Source organism: Chryseobacterium metallicongregator, assembly GCF_031324065.1.
GTDB classification, from domain to species: domain Bacteria; phylum Bacteroidota; class Bacteroidia; order Flavobacteriales; family Weeksellaceae; genus Chryseobacterium; species Chryseobacterium metallicongregator.
In genome coordinates this window covers 152,806-173,670 of the sequence record NZ_JAVIXS010000014.1, presented here as the reverse complement: position 1 = coordinate 173,670, position 20,865 = coordinate 152,806, and the positions used below count along the sequence as shown (strand labels likewise).

The following is a 20,865-nucleotide window of genomic DNA, read 5'->3' as shown; positions in this document are numbered from 1 at the left end:
ATAATACTCTATAATTTTTTAAAAACATATTATATGAAAAAACAATTACTAAGCGTATGCATAGTTATAGGAACTATGGCATTTGCTCAATCAACAGGCGGACCTAAATTTGGTGTTAAAGCCGGAGGTAACCTTTCTAGTATATCCGGAAGTGATACCAAATCAAAACTCGGATTTTATGCCGGAGCTTTTGTAAACATCCCTATTTCTGAAGTATTTAGTATTCAGCCGGAGGTTGTGTACAGCCAACAGGGGACAAAGGCAAAAGATAAATATCTTTTGGGAGCTATCCCTGTAAAGGATATCAAGCAAATCCTTAACTATATCAATGTTCCTGTAATGATTCAGTACAATGCCACTCCTAAATTTTATCTGGAAGCAGGACCTGAATTTGGCTTCCTTATCAATGCAAAAGCTAAAGAATATTTTCTCGGAGAATCACTTAGCTGGGATAATAAAAGCTTATTAAGCACGTTTAATTTTGGATTAGGGATTGGCCTCGGATATAAATTTATTCCCAGCCTCGGGGTCAATGTCCGTTATATTGCCGGATTAACAAAAATTGTCAAAGATGACGCTGAAGAACCTTCCAAAAACACTAATTTACAGCTAGGTGTGAATTACTATTTCTAAATAGGAAAAAAAGAGAATATTCTTAAATACACAAAATAAACGAGGTCGTCTCACAACTCGTGAAAACGACCTCATTTATTAATTTTCTTAATAAACTTAACAGAGAATTTTGAGTGCTACTTTTTGTTTTTGCATAGCTTTAAATGGGTGAGCAGCCAACAACAGCAACTGAAATCCTAATAAAATGGAAGACCAGCAATGAGAACAAAATGAAGGATTCTCTAAAGAATATGATTTTATTTTTAAATGGATAACTTAATCATTATTTCAGATGGTATAAACATGCCGCCTGTTTTTCAGAATAAGAACAAAATAAACACATATGATTTTTCCCAAAGCAAAAAAAATAGGCAGAGACCTTGGATGGCATAAAACAAATCATAAGGTATTCGGACTTTACAAAGGCTATTTTTTCAATGTTTCAGACGCAAGTATAATACATACTCCTCAATACAAATATGTTTCAGTAACAACCGGCAATTTAACCGAGGAACAAAGGCAACAAATCAAAACAGAGTTAACAGGAAACAGAAAAAGATTAAGATTTACCCTCTTTGAAATTAGAGAAAATACTATTTTTTTCAAATTCACTGAAAATATAATGCCTACTAAAATCAGAACTGTTTATGCACTGTTTGACTTTATGGCTGATCTACTAAAAAAACTGAACATACCAGAACAAAACCATTGTCATAGCTGTGAAACAAATGAAGGTATTCACTATTACGACCTTAACCATACTGGTGTACTCCTTTGTGATCATTGTTTTAAACAGACAGATGATAAATTCTATGAAATTGAAAAGGAAAGAATTTCAAAAGAGAAAAGCTATCTGACAGGATTTTTAGGAGCCATTCTTTTTTCAATTCCTGCCATTATACTTTGGGTCTTACTTGCTGTATATTTAGGAGGTATTTCCTCAGGAATGGCATTTGTTATTGCACTTCTTGGTTTTTTAGGCTATGATTATTTCAAAGGATTTCGTGGAAAACCGACAAGATATATTATCTTCTTCACAAATATTGTAAGCATATTTATAGCCAATGTTATCACTGTAATTGCTTTATTGGTAAAACAAGGGCTTACAATTAATCAGGCGATATCTGAGTTTCAAACAAACCCTGCAGCAAATGAAATATTTATGGAGAACATTATTCTATCCTTTTTATTATCATTTATTCCTTGGATATGGATATTGTTTATCAGGAAAGATGATAAATTAATTATAAAACCAGCAGAAAAATTTTAGAAGTACATAAATAAATGACTGCCTCAATAATAAGGCAGTCATTCAATATGATAAACTATATTTTAATTTCAGAGCTTCTTTATCCTAATTAGAAATTATTTCCCGTTAAATGCAGACATTGTATTATTCAATCCAGCAAATACGAAAGAAAGACTTGCCTTGGAAAAAGTTTCAATTCTCTCCGAAAGTTTTTCTGTTTCTTCTTCATTCCACGTTCCAAGAACATAATCTACCTGTCTTCCGGCAGAAAAATCAGCAGAGATGCCAAAACGCAGCCTTGCATAGTTCTGAGTCTGCAATACTTCATTGATATTTTTAAGTCCGTTATGCCCCGCATCAGAGCCCTTTCCTTTCATTCTTAAAGTTCCGAAAGGTAAAGCCAGATCATCGGTAACAATCAGTACATTTTCCAAGGGAATATTTTCCTTCTGCATCCAGTATTTCACTGCATTACCAGAAAGGTTCATGTAAGTATCCGGTTTAAGAACAAAAACTTTTCTGCCCTTGTGCTTTCCTTCAGCCAGCCAGCCAAAGTTGGAGGTATTGAATGATACTTCGAGAGTTTCAGCTATTTTTTCAGCTACTTTAAAACCTATATTATGTCGTGTATTTTCATATTCTGAGCCTTTATTACCAAGCCCGACAATTAAATATTTCATCAGAAATTTTTTGCAAAATTAAGGGATAAAAAATAAAAAACTCAATCTTAGGAAAGATTGAGTTTGAATATTGTTAAAAAAATCTTCTATTGTGGTTTATAGATGTAATTAACGCCATATCCTTTTGTCATGTAAGTCTGAGGATCATAAACGTAATTAGTACTCTTCACTATCGGTGTTGGGATGGGTGGTGTAAGATCTGTTACCGACCATCTCTTAGGGTTGTTTGGAGATAAGATAAGACTTTCTTTATCATTAATTACCGTAGATAATAATCTTGAAATTTTATATACGTGTGGCAGCAATGTGAATGGGCTTACCTGGTCATCATAAGCATAGTATTCGTAGCTATATTTTCCGGTAACAGCACCAAACGATCCACCAGTCATTGTTCCATAGTATCTTACTACTTTAGATACATTGTCTCCTACATAGGTATAACCTGTTTTAGAATAATCTGTGAAGTTAAGCGGAGCTCCTGGAACATCCGGTCCGTTTCTCATAATGATTGAATCCAGTTTTCCTGTAGCAGTATTGTATTTAACCTGATAAGCAGTTTTCTCTTTTTTCAGTAATGTCTGTGGTCCGGGAGTAGTTGCCGGTGGTACTGGCGGAGGTCTTCTGAAAATTGAACGACTTTCAGAAATCAGCTGCAGTTTGTTATTGTTTGCATAAGTGAACAATTGAGTGTATGATACACTGTCTTTATCCAGTTTTCCGTTTCCGTCTAGATCAAGGAAACCATTGAAATTAATCTGGCTGATTTTATCACCACTGTACATAATATCAGTGATGGAAGCACTGTCTGTGATTACTTTAGTCACAAGAAGCCCGCTGTACTGATATTCTGCGATAGTATCTTTATCTGTAATTTCTCTGTATAATGCTCTGGGACCGCTTAAGCCTCCTGTATTGTTAAGATCCAACAATGGATTTCCATCCTCATCCAGCATGTCTTTGCAGGAATGTATTGAGGAAAAACCTGCGATTAGTAAAATAAAATAGAAAATTTGCTTCATTTCCTTGTAATTGATTATTTTTTTTGACAAATATAATTTTTTTTTGCCTAAAAATTAGATTATTATTTATATTCTGGTAAGATTAATAACTCTATTTCTTCTATAAGTTTTTATAGGTAAAAGTTACATTCTGATTTTTTTCAACAACCACATACCCTTGATTATCATAAGAATAACTTTGAGAAGTATTAACAGGAGTAGCTGGTGATGGCAATTCTATAAACATAGAAGTAGGATTGTTCGGAGATATTTTATAGAATTGAGCAGGATCGATCAGACTTCGTGTGATGAAATACACTGATGACAGTGTAGAATATGGGCTTTTCTGAGCATCATAGTTTTGAAAACTAAACTTGCTTATTACCGCCGTACTCATATTCGGGTTTCCGTTGATATCCAGCAGACCTTTGGAGCGAACGACCTGAATCACATTTTCTCCATTATACACAAAAGAATAATCAATGAATTTGTTATAGGCACTGATGCCTGCTTCTTTTCTCTTCTCAAGAATTTTGGTAAGTCTGCTGTTAACCGGATCATACGTAAATGTATAGTCGCTTACAACAGAAGCAGATGGAGTTGCCCCCGTTGCTGTAGAAGTAGCATTATAAATCTTTTTACCTGTAGCATCAGGAACAATATTAAATTCATAAGCAAGGCTGGATGCCGCTGAACTTACATATTTAATTTTAGTGATATTTTTATTGGTATACGTTACAGTTCCTGTATAATAAGCAGTTCCGGCAAAAGATTCATCTTTAGAGACAGCAGTCTGCAGATCTCCGGTTACAGCGGTTGTAGTATAGTCTTCCTGAGAAATATTATTCGAGCTTACCTTCGTTAAAATCTTTTTAGGAGGAGTTCCTTCATCAGGATTCGGGATGGATTCTGTGGGATCTGAGGTAGTATTACATGCTGTCAGCAGCCCAAGAAAAGCAATACCGGCAAATATTTTAAAAAAATAGTTTTTTACCATATAGAATTTTTTTAGCTTGTCCAAATATAATTCAATTTTCGATAATACACTTTACTTTATCTGAACAAATTCACAAGAAATAGACTTAATAAACAAAAAAAATCTAAAAACATAACGTTTTTAGATTTCCTATTATTGTATTATGATGAAAATTAATAAGGTTGCAATATCGATGTTGTCAAAACAGACTGTGACATATCACTATTGAGGAAGGTAGTATTCACCGCAGTTCCTACTCCAAGTGTCGATCCGGAAATAGCTCTTTTTGTACAGGCAACTTTAACTTTATAATCATTTTTAGGCATAAGATTAGTCAGTGTTGCATTAAGATTAAAAATTTTGTATGCTCCTGGATCTCCAAGCAATACATCAGTTCTTACTGCTCTCAACACATCGTCTACAAATACCCCACAGGCAAAACTTGCAGAATTGGAGCCTGTTTTCTGTACTGTTGTCTGAAACGAAAAAGTAGCTTTATTCGTTTGATTGGTCACAGAGAAAGTATCCATTGTTCCTGTAAGTACAGACCAATTCGCATTTAACGGATCTCCGTCACCGTAAGGATTAGTTGAACCATTATTTCCTGAAAAACTAACTCCGGTCTTGTCTGAAACCGTATTTATTGAAAATACAGACATACTTCCCTGCCCGTCAGCAATTTTTATCGCTTTCCAGTCATTGGTGTTTAAATCTGTATTATTATGCAGGATATCACCTGCTGTTCCGGCAGACCCTTTCAGTACATCAGTACCTCCTGTTCTTAATTCTTTTCCAATATTCAGATCTCCATTTACATCCAGCATATTCGTTGGATTAGGAGTATTAATTCCCACTTGTGCAGTTACTATAACAGCCAAAAGAAGTGATGTTACAAATAGTATTTTTTTCATGACCTGCTTAGTTTATAATTGTGTTAAACACTTCTGGAACTTCATATACATCAACTTTTAGAGAAGACTGTGCAATAAAGTCATTAATGTTAGTATATCCATTAATTCCTATCGAAAGTTTATTGCTGGAAGCTCCGTAAGAGCCCAATCTTGTACAGGCAACGTCTACCGTATGATCTCCTTTAGCAAGATTATCTACAATCCCGATCTGAGTATGGGTAAGAAACGGATGTGTACTGGTAATTGCCTTTAAATTCCTTTGTCTCAGGTTCACCAGTTTACCATCTACAAAAATACCACAAGCATAATCTATTGAAGTATCTACTGTTCCTACTGCTCCAAAGTCAGCCTGAACCACTGTTTCGAACTGGAAGTAAGCCTTACTTTGAGTACTGAATACACTGATCGTCTTTGAAAGATTCGTAATTTTTTTAAAACCCGGAAGACTGTTAAGTTCTTTTCCTTTGGTAAAAGTTGCCCCTCTTGAAGCGAAACCTATCGTAGAATCTTCTGAAGAGGTAAATGTAACTCCTACTTTATCTGAAAAGGAGTTGTTGTAGATCAGATAAAATTTATTCGGTTCATATTCAGGAATACGAAGGGATTTCCAGATGGGAGCAAAACCCTCACCTCTGGAAACCAAAAGCTGATCATTATTTCCCTGAAATACGGTGTTATCTGTGGCATTAAAAATACCAATCTTATTTCTGAGGTTGGCATCTCCGTTTACATCAAGCTGTGCTTTTGGGGTATCTGTTTTTATTCCTACCTGAGCTGTTGCCAAAAGTCCTATGCTAAAAAGCAGTGTTGATAATAGTTTTTTCATCATTAGTTAGTTTTATAGCTCACGTATTCGATAACATCCATTTTCATGGTAGATTCCAAAGTAAACGAACTGGATACTCCACTTGAAGACTGTACATTACTTCCGATTGAAAATTCTGAAGTGGAATTTGAAGTATCAATCTTTCGGCATGCAATTTCAATATTATGAACCCCTACAGGGACATTCTGTTCCGTATAATTGAGGGTAAAGATATAGTCCTGAAGACCATTTTTTCCACTGTTGTTATTCGTAGCGATCCTATCCGGACGTACAGCCACCAATAAACCGTTTCTGAAAACACCACAGGCAAATCTGACACTTTCTATAGTGGTAGATGACTGTGCTTTCATTTCAATGCCTGACTGAAACTGATAAGTGATCCTGTTTTTCCCGTTTTTGATTGTAAATGAATTATTAAGACCATCAATCTTTTTCCAGTTACCTTTAGCTACATCAGTGACATTATCTCCCACTTTGCTTGTATAGATATTATCCCCGGCAACTCCATTAGAAAGAGAGGTAACCCCTAACTGATCAGACGACAGATAAGAATTAATCAGCTTATACTGTCCCTCTTCCATAAAGGAAACATTCAAAGATTTCCACACAGGAGGTAAACCCTCACCCTGAGAAACCAAAACCTGGCCGTTTAACCCGGCATTTCCAGCCTGAGTTGAAGTCCCGCCTACTCTAAGTTCTTTTCTTAAGGTGGTTTTTCCGTTCACATCAAGAACAGATTTCGGTTTTGCAGTACCTATTCCCACCTGTGCGTTAGCGTAGAACGAAAAAAGTCCTGCCACGCAGCAATGTATAATTGTTTTCATAATTAAGGACTGCAAAGTTAAGCAACGAAGTCCAAAAAATTCCAGTTATACATCTATAAACCTATAGAAATAAACACATTAGAGCATAGAATTAATAATACTAAAAAGTAGAATTATTACTACATAACTCTACTTTCCATGTATAAAAACAATAAGACAACATCTCAAACCCTTACTGTACGGGGGTTTACAGGATTTTTTTTATCATTGGAAAGTGATTTCAACCCCTCAAAAACAGCCTTAATTCTCTTCAACAGGAATATTACAAAAGAAAAACATGATAACAATCACAAAAAAAACGTGTAAAAATTAATCTTTTTACACGTTTCTAATAATTTTTATGATATTATTTCCAGCAAATAGAAAATAAATTTAATCATGTTCAATAATTGCTTTTAACAGCAGATTGACCTCATCTACATTTTTCACTCTTTCTTTCCTCATCATCAATTGATTACCTTCTTTTCCTGACTTCTCTTTAAGCTGGGCTTCAGCCGGATTTCGGGTCAGATAATTAATAATATGTCGGAATCTGTCTGTCTGATAAAACTTATCCTGAGGATTCCCCGGGAAGTATCCTAAAAATACACCATTTTTCATGACAATCTTTTCAAAACCGATATCAGAAGCAAGCCACTTCAAGGAAACACTCTTCAAAAGATTGACAGCTTCTTTCGGCAATGCTCCGAAACGGTCGATCAGCTCCAGTTCAAACTGATGAAGGTCTGCTTCATTAGTAATTTCCGCAATTTTCTGATACAGCAACAACCTTTCTTCTGTATTGGAGATATATGAATCCGGCAACATCAGCTCTAAATCTGTATCAATGTTGACATCCTTCACAGATTTGAAAAGTTTTTGTCTGTCTTCTTCATTTTCAAAAAGACTTTCAAAATCAGCATCATCTTTTAGCTCTTCTAAAGCTTCCTGCATTAGTTTCTGATAGGTTTCAAACCCCATTTCATTGATGAACCCACTTTGTTCAGCACCCAAAAGATCACCGGCACCACGGATCTCCAGATCTTTCATCGCAATCTGGAAACCACTTCCCAGATCTGAAAACTGTTCAATAGCTTCCAAACGTTTTCTGGCATCCGAAGTCATCATATCATATGGCGGAGTAATCAGATAACAGAATGCTTTTCTGTTACTACGCCCTACCCTTCCTCTCATCTGATGCAGATCTGCCATTCCAAATCTTTGCGCATCATTGATGAAAATAGTATTGGCATTCGGAACGTCTACCCCACTTTCTACGATGGTAGTGGACACAAGAACATCATATTTCCCTTCCATAAAATCCAGAACATTCTTTTCAAGCTGCTTCCCTTCCATTTGCCCATGTCCTGTAATCACTCTTGCATCCGGAACCAGCCTCTGGATAAGTCCTGCAATATCTTTCAGGTTTTCAATTCTGTTATTGATAAAATATACCTGCCCGTCTCTCTGAAGTTCGTAAGAAACAGCATCACGAAGAGTTTCTTCACTGAACCCGATTAACTGCGTATCTACAGGCTGCCTGTTTGGTGGTGGTGTTTTGATAACGGATAAATCCCTTGCAGCCATTAACGAAAACTGTAAAGTCCTCGGAATAGGAGTTGCCGTAAGCGTCAGGGTATCAACATTATTTTTCAGAGTTTTCAGTTTATCTTTTACTGAAACCCCAAACTTATGTTCTTCATCAATAATCAATAAACCAAGATCTTTAAACTTTACAGAACTGCTTACCAATTGATGCGTTCCGATAATAATATCTACTTTTCCGTTCTTTAAAGCTTCTAAAGTTTCTGATTTCTGCTTAGCCGTTCTGAATCGGTTTACATATGCAACATTGACCGGAAAATCTTTAAGCCTTTCTTTGAAACTTCTGTAATGCTGAAAAGCAAGAATAGTAGTAGGTACCAATACCGCAACCTGCTTACCATCTGTTGCCGCTTTAAACGCAGCCCTGATGGCAACTTCCGTTTTACCGAAACCTACATCACCACACACAAGTCTGTCCATCACTGTATCTGCTTCCATGTCTCTCTTTACATCTACGGTAGCCTTTTCCTGATCCGGAGTATCTTCATAAATAAAGCTGGCCTCCAACTCGTTCTGCAGATAGGAATCCGGAGTATACGCAAAGCCTTTTGCCGTTTTTCTCTGGGCATATAACTGAATAAGATCAAAAGCAATCTGTTTAACCTTCGCCTTTGTTTTCTGTTTCAAAGATTTCCAGGTTGGAGATCCGAGTTTACTTAACACAATTTCTCTTCCATCCGGTCCGTTGTACTTCGAAATCTTATGCAGAGAGTGAATACTTACATATAATAAATCTCCGTTTTTATAGGTCAGTTTAAAGCATTCCTGAATTTTACCATCATTATTAACTTTTACAAGTCCCATAAATTTTCCGATCCCATGATCAATATGGGCGATATAATCTCCGATTTTTAAAGACATCAGGTCTTTGAGGGTAAGCTGTTCAGATTTTGCAAAAGTATTTTTTGCTTTATATCTCTGATAACGGTCAAAGATCTGATGATCCGTATAAACCAGCAGTTTGTGCCCATTATCTACAAATCCTTCATGAAGTTCAGACTTAAAGCTTTTAAAAGGTAGCTCATGTTCAAGCTCTTCAAAGATGGATTCCAGTCTTTCTTTCTGTTTTTCTGTCGAAAAGGAAATCCAGGTATCGAACCCTCCATTCTGCTTTTCTTCAATATCTTCAATCAGCAGTTCAAAGTTTTTATGAAAAGAAGGTTGTGGAAGCTGTTCCATTTTAACTTCAGTTACTTCTTTCAATCCTTCAATGATTACTCCTCCAAAATCAACTGTTTTGAATTTTTTATAATCGAAGAGAAATTCCTGATCAGAGATAAAAAGTTCCTGCGGAGTCCTGTGGGCAATATCTTTACTTAATGTATCATATTTTTCCAAAGACTTTTCGTAGAATGTTCTGATCTTCTGCATTCCCACCATTCCGTTTTTAGAAACCACAAAACTTTCTTTAGGCAATAGCTGCAGCAAAGAGACTCTCGTTCCTGTTACAGAAAAATTCATATTGGAAACCAACTGGAAATCCTTTACTTTATCTACCGAAAGCTGTGTCTCGATATCAAAGGTTTTAATACTTTCCACTTCATTACCGAAGAATGTAATCCTGTATGGCTTTTCGTGTGAATAGGAAAATACGTCTACAATTCCCCCTCTCACTGAAAATTCTCCCGGTTCAGAAACGAAATCAGCCTGCTGGAAATGATAATGATTAAGCAGTTCGTCCACAAAATCAAAATCCAGCTGATCTCCCACTTTGATATGATGGGAAATTGCTTTAAAATCTTCTTTTTTCAAAACTTTTTCAGATAAAGCACCAGCATAAGCTACAATCACTTTGGGAGATCTTCCGGAATTGATTTTATTAAGAACCTCAGTCCTTAACACCAGATTGGCATTTTGAGTCTTTTCCACCTGATAAGGTTCAAGATGGGTTGCGGGAAAATACAGCACTTTATCCTTACCCAGAAGATCTTCCATCTCTGTATTGGCATACAATGCATCTTCTTTATCATCTACCAGATAAAGAATGTTCTTTTTCTGAACCAAAAAAAGCTCAGCCACAAAAATAGAAACCGAAGATCCTGCGCTTCCTTTTACAGCAATATGCTGACTGTTTTCTAACTGGGTGAAAATTTCTTTCCCAAACTCTTTCTGCATAAGGTCTGGAAGGAACTTTTCATTGATGGATTTTAACTGCATAGATAGTAAAGGTATAAACGACAAAAGCGATTTCGGGAGTTTTCCGAAACCGTTTATGATATACAAAGGTACGGATATTTTTTTTCTTTGTTTCAAAAGCAGAGTAACTTTCAGATTTAAAATGAAGCACTTAGATAATAAATCTTAATTTTTTACAATTTTATTTAATAACCTGTTAAAAAAATTCAAGTTTCTCCTCATGGCATAGTGTTTGGCCTTTTAAATACAACCAAACATTTAAGAATGATATTATGAAAAAAGCAATTAAAATCTTAGGAGTTATGATGCTGTTATTATTTACAGCATTATCTTTTTCGTCGTGTAGCAAAGATGACGACCCTGTAAACAATGAATTTTTTGCCGGAACCTATAAAGGAAAGATTTCCTATAATGATGGAGGCTTTACCAGTATCAGTACCGATAACGGAAGTGTATTTGTAACAAAAATCGCCAGCGGTACCAAGTATAATTTCGCTTTCTCAAACAGCATTCCGGATCTTAACGGAATAGAGTTTAATCAGGAAGGAGATCATACTCTGGTGATGATTGGCTCTACAGCAACTTCTTATATCAGAATTGATAATAATGTTTTAAAAATTCTGTATGTCAAGGATGGCAAAACGTGGACAGCCAATTGTACGCGCTAGCCATGTCTATTTATATATTATTCAAGCCTGTCTTTATCTTTAAAGACAGGCTTTTTTATTGTAAATGAAGTGTTTTAATTTTTTTTTAAGCTGTAATAAACTTTAGTTAAGTTTGAAATTCTCAATTTTCTAGCCTGCTTTTTGTATATCTTTATTCAACAAAAAACAAACAATAATTCTTATGAAAAAATTCTTATCTGCAATGTCTTTGATCCTTGGATTAGGACTTGCCACTGCTCAGCAGACTGCTCCCGCTACAGGTGCTACGGCCCATCCACCTGTAAAAGCAACTACAGCAAAAGCTGTAAAGCCAGCTGAAGTAAAAGCTGCAAAACCAGCAATGGATGCAAAAGCGGCGAAGCCTGCACAACCGGCTGCCAAAATGAAAAAAGACGGCACTCCGGATAAGAGATATAAAGAAAACAAACACCTGAAAAAAGACGGTACTCCCGACAAAAGGTACAAAGCCAACAAATAAGCACAACATTAACATATAGTTGTTATTTTCATAATCAAATTTCGAAAAGCCGGTGGAACTTGTTCCATCGGTTTTTTTATGTGAAGCTTTGTAAAAAATGATTCCAGATTCTTTACTTATTTATAAATTTGACCCATGTTAAACTTCTTCAAGAAAAATGCAGCGCTGATCTGGGCAAAAAAACATGTTCAAAAAGCGGAGGATTTCAAAAAAAATGCTGAGAAAAACCAGGAGGACTTATTAATCTCTCTAGTGAATACAGCTCAAAAAACACTTTTTGGGCGGGAACATGATTTTGAAAACATTCATTCTGTAAAGGAATTTCAGGACAAAGTTCCTGTAGCCGATTATGAAGATCTGAAACCTTATATTGAAAGAGTAAAAAAAGGACAGGCCAATATTCTATGGACGGAAACTCCGGAATATTTTGCCAAAACTTCGGGAACCACCTCAGGTTCCAAGTACATTCCGATTTCCAAAGAAGGAATGCCTTTTCAGATTGCCGGAGCTCAAAGTGCTTTATTTCATTATATCAGTAAGAAGAATAACGCTGATTTTGTGAATGGAAAAATGATTTTCCTGCAGGGCAGCCCGGAACTGGAAGAAGTATTTGGGATAAAAACAGGAAGACTTTCCGGTATTGTGGCTCATCACATTCCTAATTATCTTCAGAAAAATCGTCTGCCAAGCTGGGAAACCAATATTATGGAAGACTGGGAAGCCAAAGTAGATAAAATCATTGAGGAAACGGAACATGAAAACATGACACTGATCTCAGGAATTCCGCCATGGCTGATCATGTATTTTGAGAAGTTGACAGAAAAACATGGTAAAAAGATCAAACAGCTTTTCCCTAATCTTCAGCTTATTGTAACCGGAGGAGTCAACTATGAACCTTATCGTGATAAAATGGAAGAATTGCTGGGAGGTAAAGTGGATATTGTTCAGACTTTTCCAGCTTCTGAAGGTTTCTTTGCTTTTCAGGATGATTACACCAAAGAAGGACTACTGTTATTAACTAATCACGGAATTTTCTACGAATTCATTCCTTTAGAAGAATATGGTAAGCCTGGAGCAAGAAGATTAACATTAAAAGAAATCGAACTTCATAAAGATTACGCATTGATTCTTACGACCAATTCCGGGTTATGGGCTTATTCTATTGGAGATGTTGTAAGATTTATCAGTAAAGATCCGTACAGGGTTTTGGTAAGCGGGAGAACCAAACATTTCACCTCTGCATTTGGAGAACATGTAATTGCTATTGAGGTAGAAGAAGCCATGAAAGCGACCCTTGAAAAGCACCCTGCACAGATTACGGAATTCCATCTGGCTCCACAGGTAAATCCGGTTGAAGGCCTCCCTTACCACGAATGGCTGATTGAATTTGAAAAAGAACCTGAGCATTTAGAAGCATTCAGAGATGAACTGAATCAACAGCTTCGGGCAAGAAATACTTACTATGATGATTTGATTTCGGGAAATATTTTACAGAAATTACAGATCACGAGGCTTAAAAAAAATGCTTTTCATGAATATGCCAAGTCTCAGGGAAAACTGGGCGGTCAAAACAAGACTCCTAGATTGGCTAATGACAGAAAGATTGCAAATCTCTTAGAAATTTACAAACTTTAATCATATTTTTTCAATTCCGAAAACGTATATTCGAAAAAAATTATAAATTTGAAAAACTAAAAGAAAATAATGAAAGCATCTGTACTGTTGAAATCGTCTTTACTAACATCTTTATTTGTTATTACATCTTGTGCTACTACAAAATACAGCGAAGATATTTCAAAAAACAACTACTCTAATCTTGAAGCCGGAAAAGTATACAAAGTAACAATGAGAGACGGTTCTCCGAAGCAGACCATCTTATTCAGAAATGTCGTTGGTGACAATATTGTAGGAACAGCCGGTAAAAAAGATAGTACAGAAGTGATTATTCCCAAATCCAATGTAGCTGCTGTGAAAGACAGAAGAAAAGCAAGAATTGCTGCAGGAGCCACAATTATCGGAGCTGCAGGTGTTGCCGCCATTGTATTGAGTTCATCAAGAGCTGACTAAAATAGATTTTATCTTTTGAGATATATTTAATATATCTTTCAAAAATTGTCATATGGATAGCCCTAAATAAATTTTTAGGGCTATTTTTGTTCATGATTTCCTTTACCCCGTTACAAACATTACAAAATGTTGAGTTCAGAAATCTTCTCACCGGGAGATTTTTTATTGTTTTAGCTTTCAGAATGCTTGCCACTTTACTTGGATGGTGGGTGTATCAATTAACAAAAGATCCTTTTTCGATAGGCCTTATCGGACTTTCAGAGGTGATTCCTGCGGTAAGCTGTGCGCTGTATGCGGGACATGTTATTGATATGAATGAAAAAAAGAGACTGCTTCTTATTTGTAATTATGCTTATATTTTCCTGATTGGCCTTTTGCTGATTCCCGCATTTCTTGATGTGGAAATGCACTTTACCGGTCATCAGATTACCTATTATATTTATGGTGTTATCTTTTTCACTGGGATAGCAAGAGCCTTTATCGGTCCTATAGTTCCTTCCATGATTCCTAAAATTGTAAAGAAGGAAAATCTTCCGAATGCCGTAACTCTGAACCAGGCTACTTTCCTGATCTCTTCTGTTTGCGGACATGCTATAGGAGGTGTTCTTATTGGATTTATCGGTGTAAAATGGACTCTGGTTGCTATTTTAGCACTCATATTTATTGCTTCATTATTTTTCTGGCAGCTTCACAAACAGCATTCAGAATACAAAAAAGAAACGGTAAATGTAGTAGAAAGCATGCGCGAAGGAATTTCTTATATTTTTAAAACCAAAGAAATTCTGGGAGCTTTATGCCTTGATATGTTTGCAGTACTTTTTGGCGGCGCAGTAGCTATGATCCCCGTATTTGCAACAGACATTCTGAATTCAGGAGCTGAAGGTTTCGGCTTACTGAATGCAGCTTCGGACATCGGTTCAATGTGTATCATTACTATTTTATCTATTGTTCCGCTTCGCAAAAATCAGGGAAAAATACTTCTTGTTGTGGTTACCGGATTCGGATTATGCATTATTGGATTCGGACTCTCAAAATTATACTGGCTGTCTTTCATGTTCCTAGTGATGAGTGGAATGCTGGATGGAATTTCTGTGGTAATCCGGGGCACCATTGTACAGTTAAAAACACCGGATCACATCAGAGGACGTGTTCTGAGCGTAAATTCAATTTTCATTATGTCCAGCAATGAAATGGGACAATTCGAAAGTGGACTTATGGCCAAATTACTAGGAGTTGTGCGCTCTGTGGTATTTGGAGGCTGCATGACCGTTTTAGTGGCTCTTGTTGTTGGAAGCACCAATCCTAAACTGAGAAAGATGCAATATTAATTTATTGTTTATCAGACTATTTAAAATCTGGCACAAAAAAAAACCAGAATTCGAAATACTTAAAATCAGAATAGAAAACGTTCTATTCTGATTTTTGTTTTATAGCTGTTTTTTAAAAATTTATAAAAGAATTAAACCTTAAATATTCATCAAAACCACATATATCTTTACGATCTCCACATAATTTAACCAAAATAATAAAATACAATATTTAAAATCAATACATTACTTTCATTAAATATATCTCAAAATCTTTAATTTAACGTTAATAATTTTTTATATTTGCTTCATAAAATATCCCCCTATGACTAAACTTTTACTAATTTTGAGCTTTCTCATGGCAGGTTCTCTGATGAATGCTCAATTCTTTTCAGACCAAACCTTACAACAATCTGTTTTACAATTCAATAATGCTAAAACAGAAAATGACTATGATATGCTTTTTTCTAAGTTTTCGCAAGCTAAAACTTCAGAAAAATGGCAGGCTAATTACTATGCGGCAGCAGCATTGTATCTTAAAACCAATTTTCTTTTAAAGAACAGCCCGAACAGCCCTCTTGGAGAGCCTAATGAATCTGCAAGAAAACTCACAATGCAGGCCCTTGCTTCGGAAAAGAATAATGGGGAAGTCAATCTTCTTCTTGCTCTTATTCATTTTCAGAAAATAAGAATAAAAACAGCTGCAGACCCTCAAAAGGAACTAAAAACGGCTACAGGCTTTATGGCTAAAGCGGAAACAACTTTAAAGAATAATCCAAGACTTTCTTTTTTAAAAGCGGAAATAGCTGAAAAGCAAGGAAACAAGACAGAAGCTATAAAGTTCTATCAAAAAGCAGCCAAAGAATTTGAAATATCAGACACCTCATCAAGCTCACCTAATTGGGGAAAACAGCTGATCGGAACAAATTAACAGTAAGAAAATGTATGATCTCCCGAGTAAATTGGGACGATCAGTTTTTTTTTAATACGAAAACTTGAAAATTCATTAAATGTTTTGATAAACATTATTTTGTATCAGATAAAAACAGCATTTTTCAGTAATTAAACACATTTAATATTTGTTTTAAAAATTAATTCTCATGAAAAAAACATTACTTGTTTTATTAATCATATTTTCACATATTTTATTTGCACAATCAGATTGTGGCACTGCAATGGCAGTCTGCGGTAACTCTGACATTTCATATACACCAGGCGGGCATGGAGACATTGCAGAAGACCTGGGTGGATGTTTAACTTCTGACGAAAAGTATTCCGTATGGTATTCTTTTACCATAGCTACAGGAGGAACACTTACTTTCGAAATTATACCTAACGACCAGGGAGATGATTATGACTTTGGAGTATATGGACCTAACAAGTCTTGCGGAAACCTGGGAACTCCAATACGTTGTTCTTATTCCGGACAAAGCGGAAACACAGGTCTTAATATGACCGCTACTGACCTTAGTGAGGATGCAACAGGAGACAAATGGGTAAAATACATGGATGTATTACCTGGTCAGACTTACTATATCATTGTAAACAACCACAGAGAAACAGCTAACGGATTCAAATTATCATGGGGTGGAACAGCTACTTTATCTTCTCCGTTCACTGATCCGAATATACAGCCTCACCCATTTATCCCACCGGGAATTCCGGGAGCTAATCCTGCTGACCCAAGAGAAGTAGTAATATGTTCAAATCCGGCGACTTTTGATTTCGCGTCTTTATCCGCAGGAATTCTTAATGGAAACCCTAACTTCAACATTAGTTACCATACAAGTCAGAATGATGCTTTAACAGGTAACAACCCTCTTGTAGGTCCTCAAACAGTTACTCCTGTTGGTATTTATTTCTATAGTATCAACTATACTGACCCGACTAACCCCAACAGCCCTATTAATAAATGTAGACAGACTGGTAAATTTAAATTTAAAGATGGTACGATTACCGCTACCGATGTAACGCTAACAAGCTGTAATAACAACAATGCAGGTACAGCAACATATGACCTTACCACTGCTGCAGTTTTTGCTGATCCAACGGCAACTAAAAAATACTATTACACATTATATGATCTGAACAACTCAATCAATGAGATCACCAATATCTATCAGTTTGTTTCTGCTGAAGGTAAAATATATGTAAAAGTAACTTCTGTATTTGGATGTAGTGATATTGCAGAAATTACTCTTAAGTTCTATCCGCAAATCATTGCAAAAGATGCCGAATTAAGATCATGCTTTATTGAAGCCAATCCTTCTACAGCCTTATTCAACTTAGATAATGCTGCTGTAATTACACCACAGGCGGGGATCACGAAAAAATATTTCCCTTCACTAACAGACGCAATTGATGAAACCAACCAAATTTTAAATGCTAATTATATTGCACCAAGTGGCTTAGTATACGTAAGAGTATCTGACACCAGAGGATGTTATGTAGTAGTAAAAATTGGTTTAACAGTAATTGCTCCAGTAACATCTAGTGTATTGAAAGATAAAATTATCTGCGTAGAAGACACTACCACTTTAGATGCCGGACCTGGATTCAAAAGCTATGAATGGAGTACAGGAGCAACAACACAGTCTATCAAAGACGTAGGCGTAGGCGTTTACTGGGTAAAATTAAAAACAGGTGAATGTGTTGCCACTCAAAAGGTAACCGTTTATCCTTCTGAGCAGCCGGTTGTAACAAATATCGATATTAACAATACTACTTTGACAATCAATGTTATTGGAGGAACTCCGGATTATCAGTATTCTATGGATAAGATTTTATGGCAGCCTTCCAATGTATTCTCCAATGTAGCAAGAGGAACTTATAAAGTATACGTAAAAGATGCTTATGACTGCGAACCAATTGAAGTTGCAGTAGTGGTTCCTAACCTTATCAATATGATTACTCCAAACGGGGATGGTGTGAATGATGTAGTGGATTATTCTGCTATGGCTGATAAACAGAATCTTATTTTGAGTATCTTTGACAGATATGGAACAAAAATCCATCAAGGAGACAAATCCAATGGTTACAAATGGGATGGTAGAATTGGCGGCAAGAACATTCCAACAGGTACCTACTGGTATTCTGTAACATGGAATGAGAATGACAAGAAAAACACTCCTTTCAAGTTTTCAGGTTGGATTGTTGTAAAAAACAGAGAATAAAAACACCACAATATAAAAAGCCGCTTTGGCGGCTTTTTCTTTTACAAATAATGATAAAAATTTATTGATTTCAAGTTTGTTTAACAAAAAAAGTTTTAACAATGAAAAAAATATTACTCCTTTTTATTTTATTGATAGCGCAAATGGCCTATTCACAGTCAGACTGTGTCACAGCAATTCCCATCTGTGGTAATTCTGACATCTCATATACCCCTTCAGGCCCGGGGAATATTATAGAAATCCTTAACCAAAACGGAGGATGCCTCAGCACCAATGAAAGATATACAGTTTGGTACACTTTCACAGTATCCACACCAGGAACGCTGGCATTTAAAATAAAACCTAACGATCAGGGTGACGATTATGATTTTGCTGTGTATGGGCCTACAACCAACGGCTGTGCTTCATTACAAAATGCAGATCATGTCTTCATACAACCCATAAGATGTAACTATAGCGGTACTCCAGGAGATACAGGTCTGGATCTTACTCTTGCACCACCTGCAGTATTTCCTACCAACCCTCCCGGTGTTACATCGAGTATGAACAATGGAAAGTGGAGTCCTTATATGGATGTATTAGTTGGACAAACCTATTATCTGGTTATAGACAACTTCAGTAGATCCGTTAATGGTTTCTCTTTAGAATGGTCAGGAACTGCAAGTTTAAGTTCTGCATTTAATGATCCGATTCTTTCTCCTAATCCATTTATTGCACCGGGTATTCCTGGAGCCACTCCTACCGATCCTAATCAGGTGATGGTCTGTGCGTTACCAACCCAATTTGATTTTACAACGTTATCTGCAGCTATTATTAATGGCAACAGCCCTAACTTCAAAGTTACTTATCACAAAACAACCAACGATGCCCTTACAGGACAGAATCCACTTACGGTAGCCACTGTAGACGGAACAACAATATATTATTACAGAATTGTATACCAAGACCCGAGCAATCCGGATAATCCTATCAACGGATGTTTCATAACCGGAAAATTCAAATTTGTTAATGTGGGAATCTCAGCCAATACAGCCACATTATATTCTTGTAATAATAATGGAGCTGGTACTGCAAAATACAATTTAACAACAGCCAATGTATTTGGAGGCACTGGAGCAACCATTAAATATTATGCTACGGTTGCAGATATGAATGCTGAAATTAATGAAATTACAGACCCTACCAACTACATTTCTGCTGAATCAACTGTATATGTAAAAGTAGTTTCTAATTTTGGTTGTATTGCAACCACGACGATCAGACTATTATTTTATCCAACGGTGGTACTGAAAGATGCTGTACTTCAAAACTGTTATATTGATAATGACGTTACCCGTTCAACATTTGATCTTTCCAAGGCAGATATCGGAGTAGCTGTTCCAACACCTACCGGAACTATCATTAAATATTATACAACTATAACTGATGCCAAAGCACAGACAAACCCTATTGTAGCAGCATTAAACTATCTTTCAGAAAGCAAAACAGTATATGCAAGAGTAGATAATGACAAACAGTGTTATTCAATTGCTAAAATAGAACTGATTGTATTGCCTCCGGTAAAATCAGCAGTATTAAAAGATAAAACAATTTGTGCTGAAGCTAAAACCTCTTTGGATGCAGGACCTGGATTTGTAAGCTACGAATGGAGTACGGGTGAAACTACACAATCTATCAACAACGTAGGAGTTGGTGTGTATTGGGTAAAACTTCAGACCGGAAAATGTTTCACACTTCAGGAAGTACGTGTACATCCAAGCCTTCAGCCAGTGGTTTCAGGAATCGAAATTACCAACAACAATATCACAGTAACAGCTTCAGGAGGAGTTCCCCCTTACAAATATTCTATTGACGGTGTTAACTGGCAGGACTCCAACGTATTCACAGGACTTCCTAGAGGAGAGAATACGATATATGTAAAAGATACTTACAACTGTACTCCTATTCAGGTAACAGTTACTGTGCCTAATCTTATCAACGCGATTACTCCGAATGGAGATAACGTAAATGATGTTATTGATTACTCAGCATTAGCCTACAAGAAAAACCTTATCTTCATTGTATATGACAGATATGGAAACAAACTTCATGAAGCTAACAAAATGAATAACTTCACTTGGGACGGAACAGCCTTTGGTAAGAAAATCCTAACCGGAACTTACTGGTACACGATTTCGTGGAACGAAAACAATAAAGACAATACCGAAACCAAATATTCAGGATGGGTATTGGTAAAAAATAAAGAATAAGTTTTTTACTTCATCTTTTTGAAAATCACCTCAGACTGAGGTGATTTTTTTTATCAACAAGTCCAACCTCCTGTTTACAGCATTTTACGAAAGACTGCTAATAATTTGTTGAATACTATTTTTTTAT

Annotated in this window: 17 protein-coding genes; 10 read left to right on the top strand and 7 right to left on the bottom strand. The window is 36.1% G+C overall.

The features are described from left to right. Window positions 1–33 precede the first annotated feature (33 nt). Window positions 34–633, top strand: a complete 600-nt coding sequence (locus REB14_RS14265) for a porin family protein (protein ID WP_309522488.1) — start codon at window positions 34–36, stop codon at window positions 631–633. A gap of 322 nt (window positions 634–955) precedes the next feature. Continuing rightward, window positions 956–1,882, top strand: a complete 927-nt coding sequence (locus REB14_RS14260; RefSeq protein ID WP_309522487.1) for a hypothetical protein — start codon at window positions 956–958, stop codon at window positions 1,880–1,882. A gap of 95 nt (window positions 1,883–1,977) precedes the next feature. Here REB14_RS14260 and pth read toward each other — a convergent pair whose 3' ends face one another. From pth to mfd, 7 genes are all read right to left on the bottom strand, one after another. Then, the gene (pth, locus tag REB14_RS14255) at window positions 1,978–2,541 is read right to left on the bottom strand and encodes an aminoacyl-tRNA hydrolase (protein ID WP_079240138.1); all 564 of its coding nucleotides are present in this window, start codon (window positions 2,539–2,541) and stop codon (window positions 1,978–1,980) included. Between the two features lie 86 nt (window positions 2,542–2,627). Continuing rightward, entirely contained in the window at window positions 2,628–3,560 is a 933-nt protein-coding gene (locus tag REB14_RS14250; RefSeq protein ID WP_309522486.1) for a hypothetical protein, read from the bottom strand. A gap of 100 nt (window positions 3,561–3,660) precedes the next feature. Continuing rightward, complete coding sequence (locus REB14_RS14245) at window positions 3,661–4,536, bottom strand: hypothetical protein (RefSeq protein WP_079240136.1); 876 nt, start codon at window positions 4,534–4,536, stop codon at window positions 3,661–3,663. A gap of 152 nt (window positions 4,537–4,688) precedes the next feature. Further along, window positions 4,689–5,426 carry a hypothetical protein gene (locus REB14_RS14240; RefSeq protein ID WP_079240135.1) on the bottom strand — a complete coding sequence of 246 codons (738 nt, stop codon included), beginning with the start codon at window positions 5,424–5,426 and terminating at the stop codon, window positions 4,689–4,691. A gap of 7 nt (window positions 5,427–5,433) precedes the next feature. Continuing rightward, window positions 5,434–6,255, bottom strand: coding sequence for a hypothetical protein (locus REB14_RS14235; RefSeq protein ID WP_309522485.1), 822 nt, complete (start codon window positions 6,253–6,255; stop codon window positions 5,434–5,436). Next, on the bottom strand, window positions 6,255–7,076 hold the full coding sequence (locus REB14_RS14230; protein WP_079240133.1) for a hypothetical protein: 822 nt from the start codon (window positions 7,074–7,076) through the stop codon (window positions 6,255–6,257). The genes REB14_RS14235 and REB14_RS14230 overlap by 1 nt, the downstream gene beginning before the upstream one ends. A gap of 372 nt (window positions 7,077–7,448) precedes the next feature. Continuing rightward, window positions 7,449–10,817, bottom strand: a complete 3,369-nt coding sequence (mfd, locus tag REB14_RS14225; RefSeq protein ID WP_309522484.1) for a transcription-repair coupling factor — start codon at window positions 10,815–10,817, stop codon at window positions 7,449–7,451. A 251-nt stretch (window positions 10,818–11,068) separates the two neighbouring features. Here mfd and REB14_RS14220 point away from each other — a divergent pair, with 251 nt between their 5' ends. The 8 genes from REB14_RS14220 to REB14_RS14185 all read left to right on the top strand — a co-directional run bounded on the left by REB14_RS14220 (window position 11,069) and on the right by REB14_RS14185 (window position 20,738). Continuing rightward, window positions 11,069–11,464 carry a hypothetical protein gene (locus REB14_RS14220; RefSeq protein ID WP_309522483.1) on the top strand — a complete coding sequence of 132 codons (396 nt, stop codon included), beginning with the start codon at window positions 11,069–11,071 and terminating at the stop codon, window positions 11,462–11,464. A gap of 181 nt (window positions 11,465–11,645) precedes the next feature. Beyond that, a complete protein-coding gene (locus tag REB14_RS14215; protein WP_034691510.1) occupies window positions 11,646–11,942 on the top strand; it encodes a hypothetical protein in 297 nt (98 codons plus the stop codon). A 135-nt stretch (window positions 11,943–12,077) separates the two neighbouring features. Next, window positions 12,078–13,577 carry a GH3 auxin-responsive promoter family protein gene (locus REB14_RS14210; protein ID WP_309522482.1) on the top strand — a complete coding sequence of 500 codons (1,500 nt, stop codon included), beginning with the start codon at window positions 12,078–12,080 and terminating at the stop codon, window positions 13,575–13,577. Between the two features lie 69 nt (window positions 13,578–13,646). Beyond that, window positions 13,647–14,009, top strand: coding sequence for a hypothetical protein (locus REB14_RS14205; protein WP_309522481.1), 363 nt, complete (start codon window positions 13,647–13,649; stop codon window positions 14,007–14,009). Between the two features lie 92 nt (window positions 14,010–14,101). Further along, complete coding sequence (locus REB14_RS14200; RefSeq protein ID WP_309522480.1) at window positions 14,102–15,337, top strand: MFS transporter; 1,236 nt, start codon at window positions 14,102–14,104, stop codon at window positions 15,335–15,337. Window positions 15,338–15,641: 304 nt separating this feature from the next. Next, entirely contained in the window at window positions 15,642–16,247 is a 606-nt protein-coding gene (locus REB14_RS14195) for a tetratricopeptide repeat protein (protein ID WP_309522479.1), read from the top strand. Between the two features lie 169 nt (window positions 16,248–16,416). Further along, window positions 16,417–18,489 carry a T9SS type B sorting domain-containing protein gene (locus tag REB14_RS14190; RefSeq protein WP_079240127.1) on the top strand — a complete coding sequence of 691 codons (2,073 nt, stop codon included), beginning with the start codon at window positions 16,417–16,419 and terminating at the stop codon, window positions 18,487–18,489. Between the two features lie 101 nt (window positions 18,490–18,590). Beyond that, window positions 18,591–20,738: a T9SS type B sorting domain-containing protein gene (locus tag REB14_RS14185; protein ID WP_309522478.1), complete on the top strand. Its 2,148-nt coding sequence runs from the start codon at window positions 18,591–18,593 to the stop codon at window positions 20,736–20,738. The last annotated feature ends 127 nt before the right edge of the window (window positions 20,739–20,865 follow it).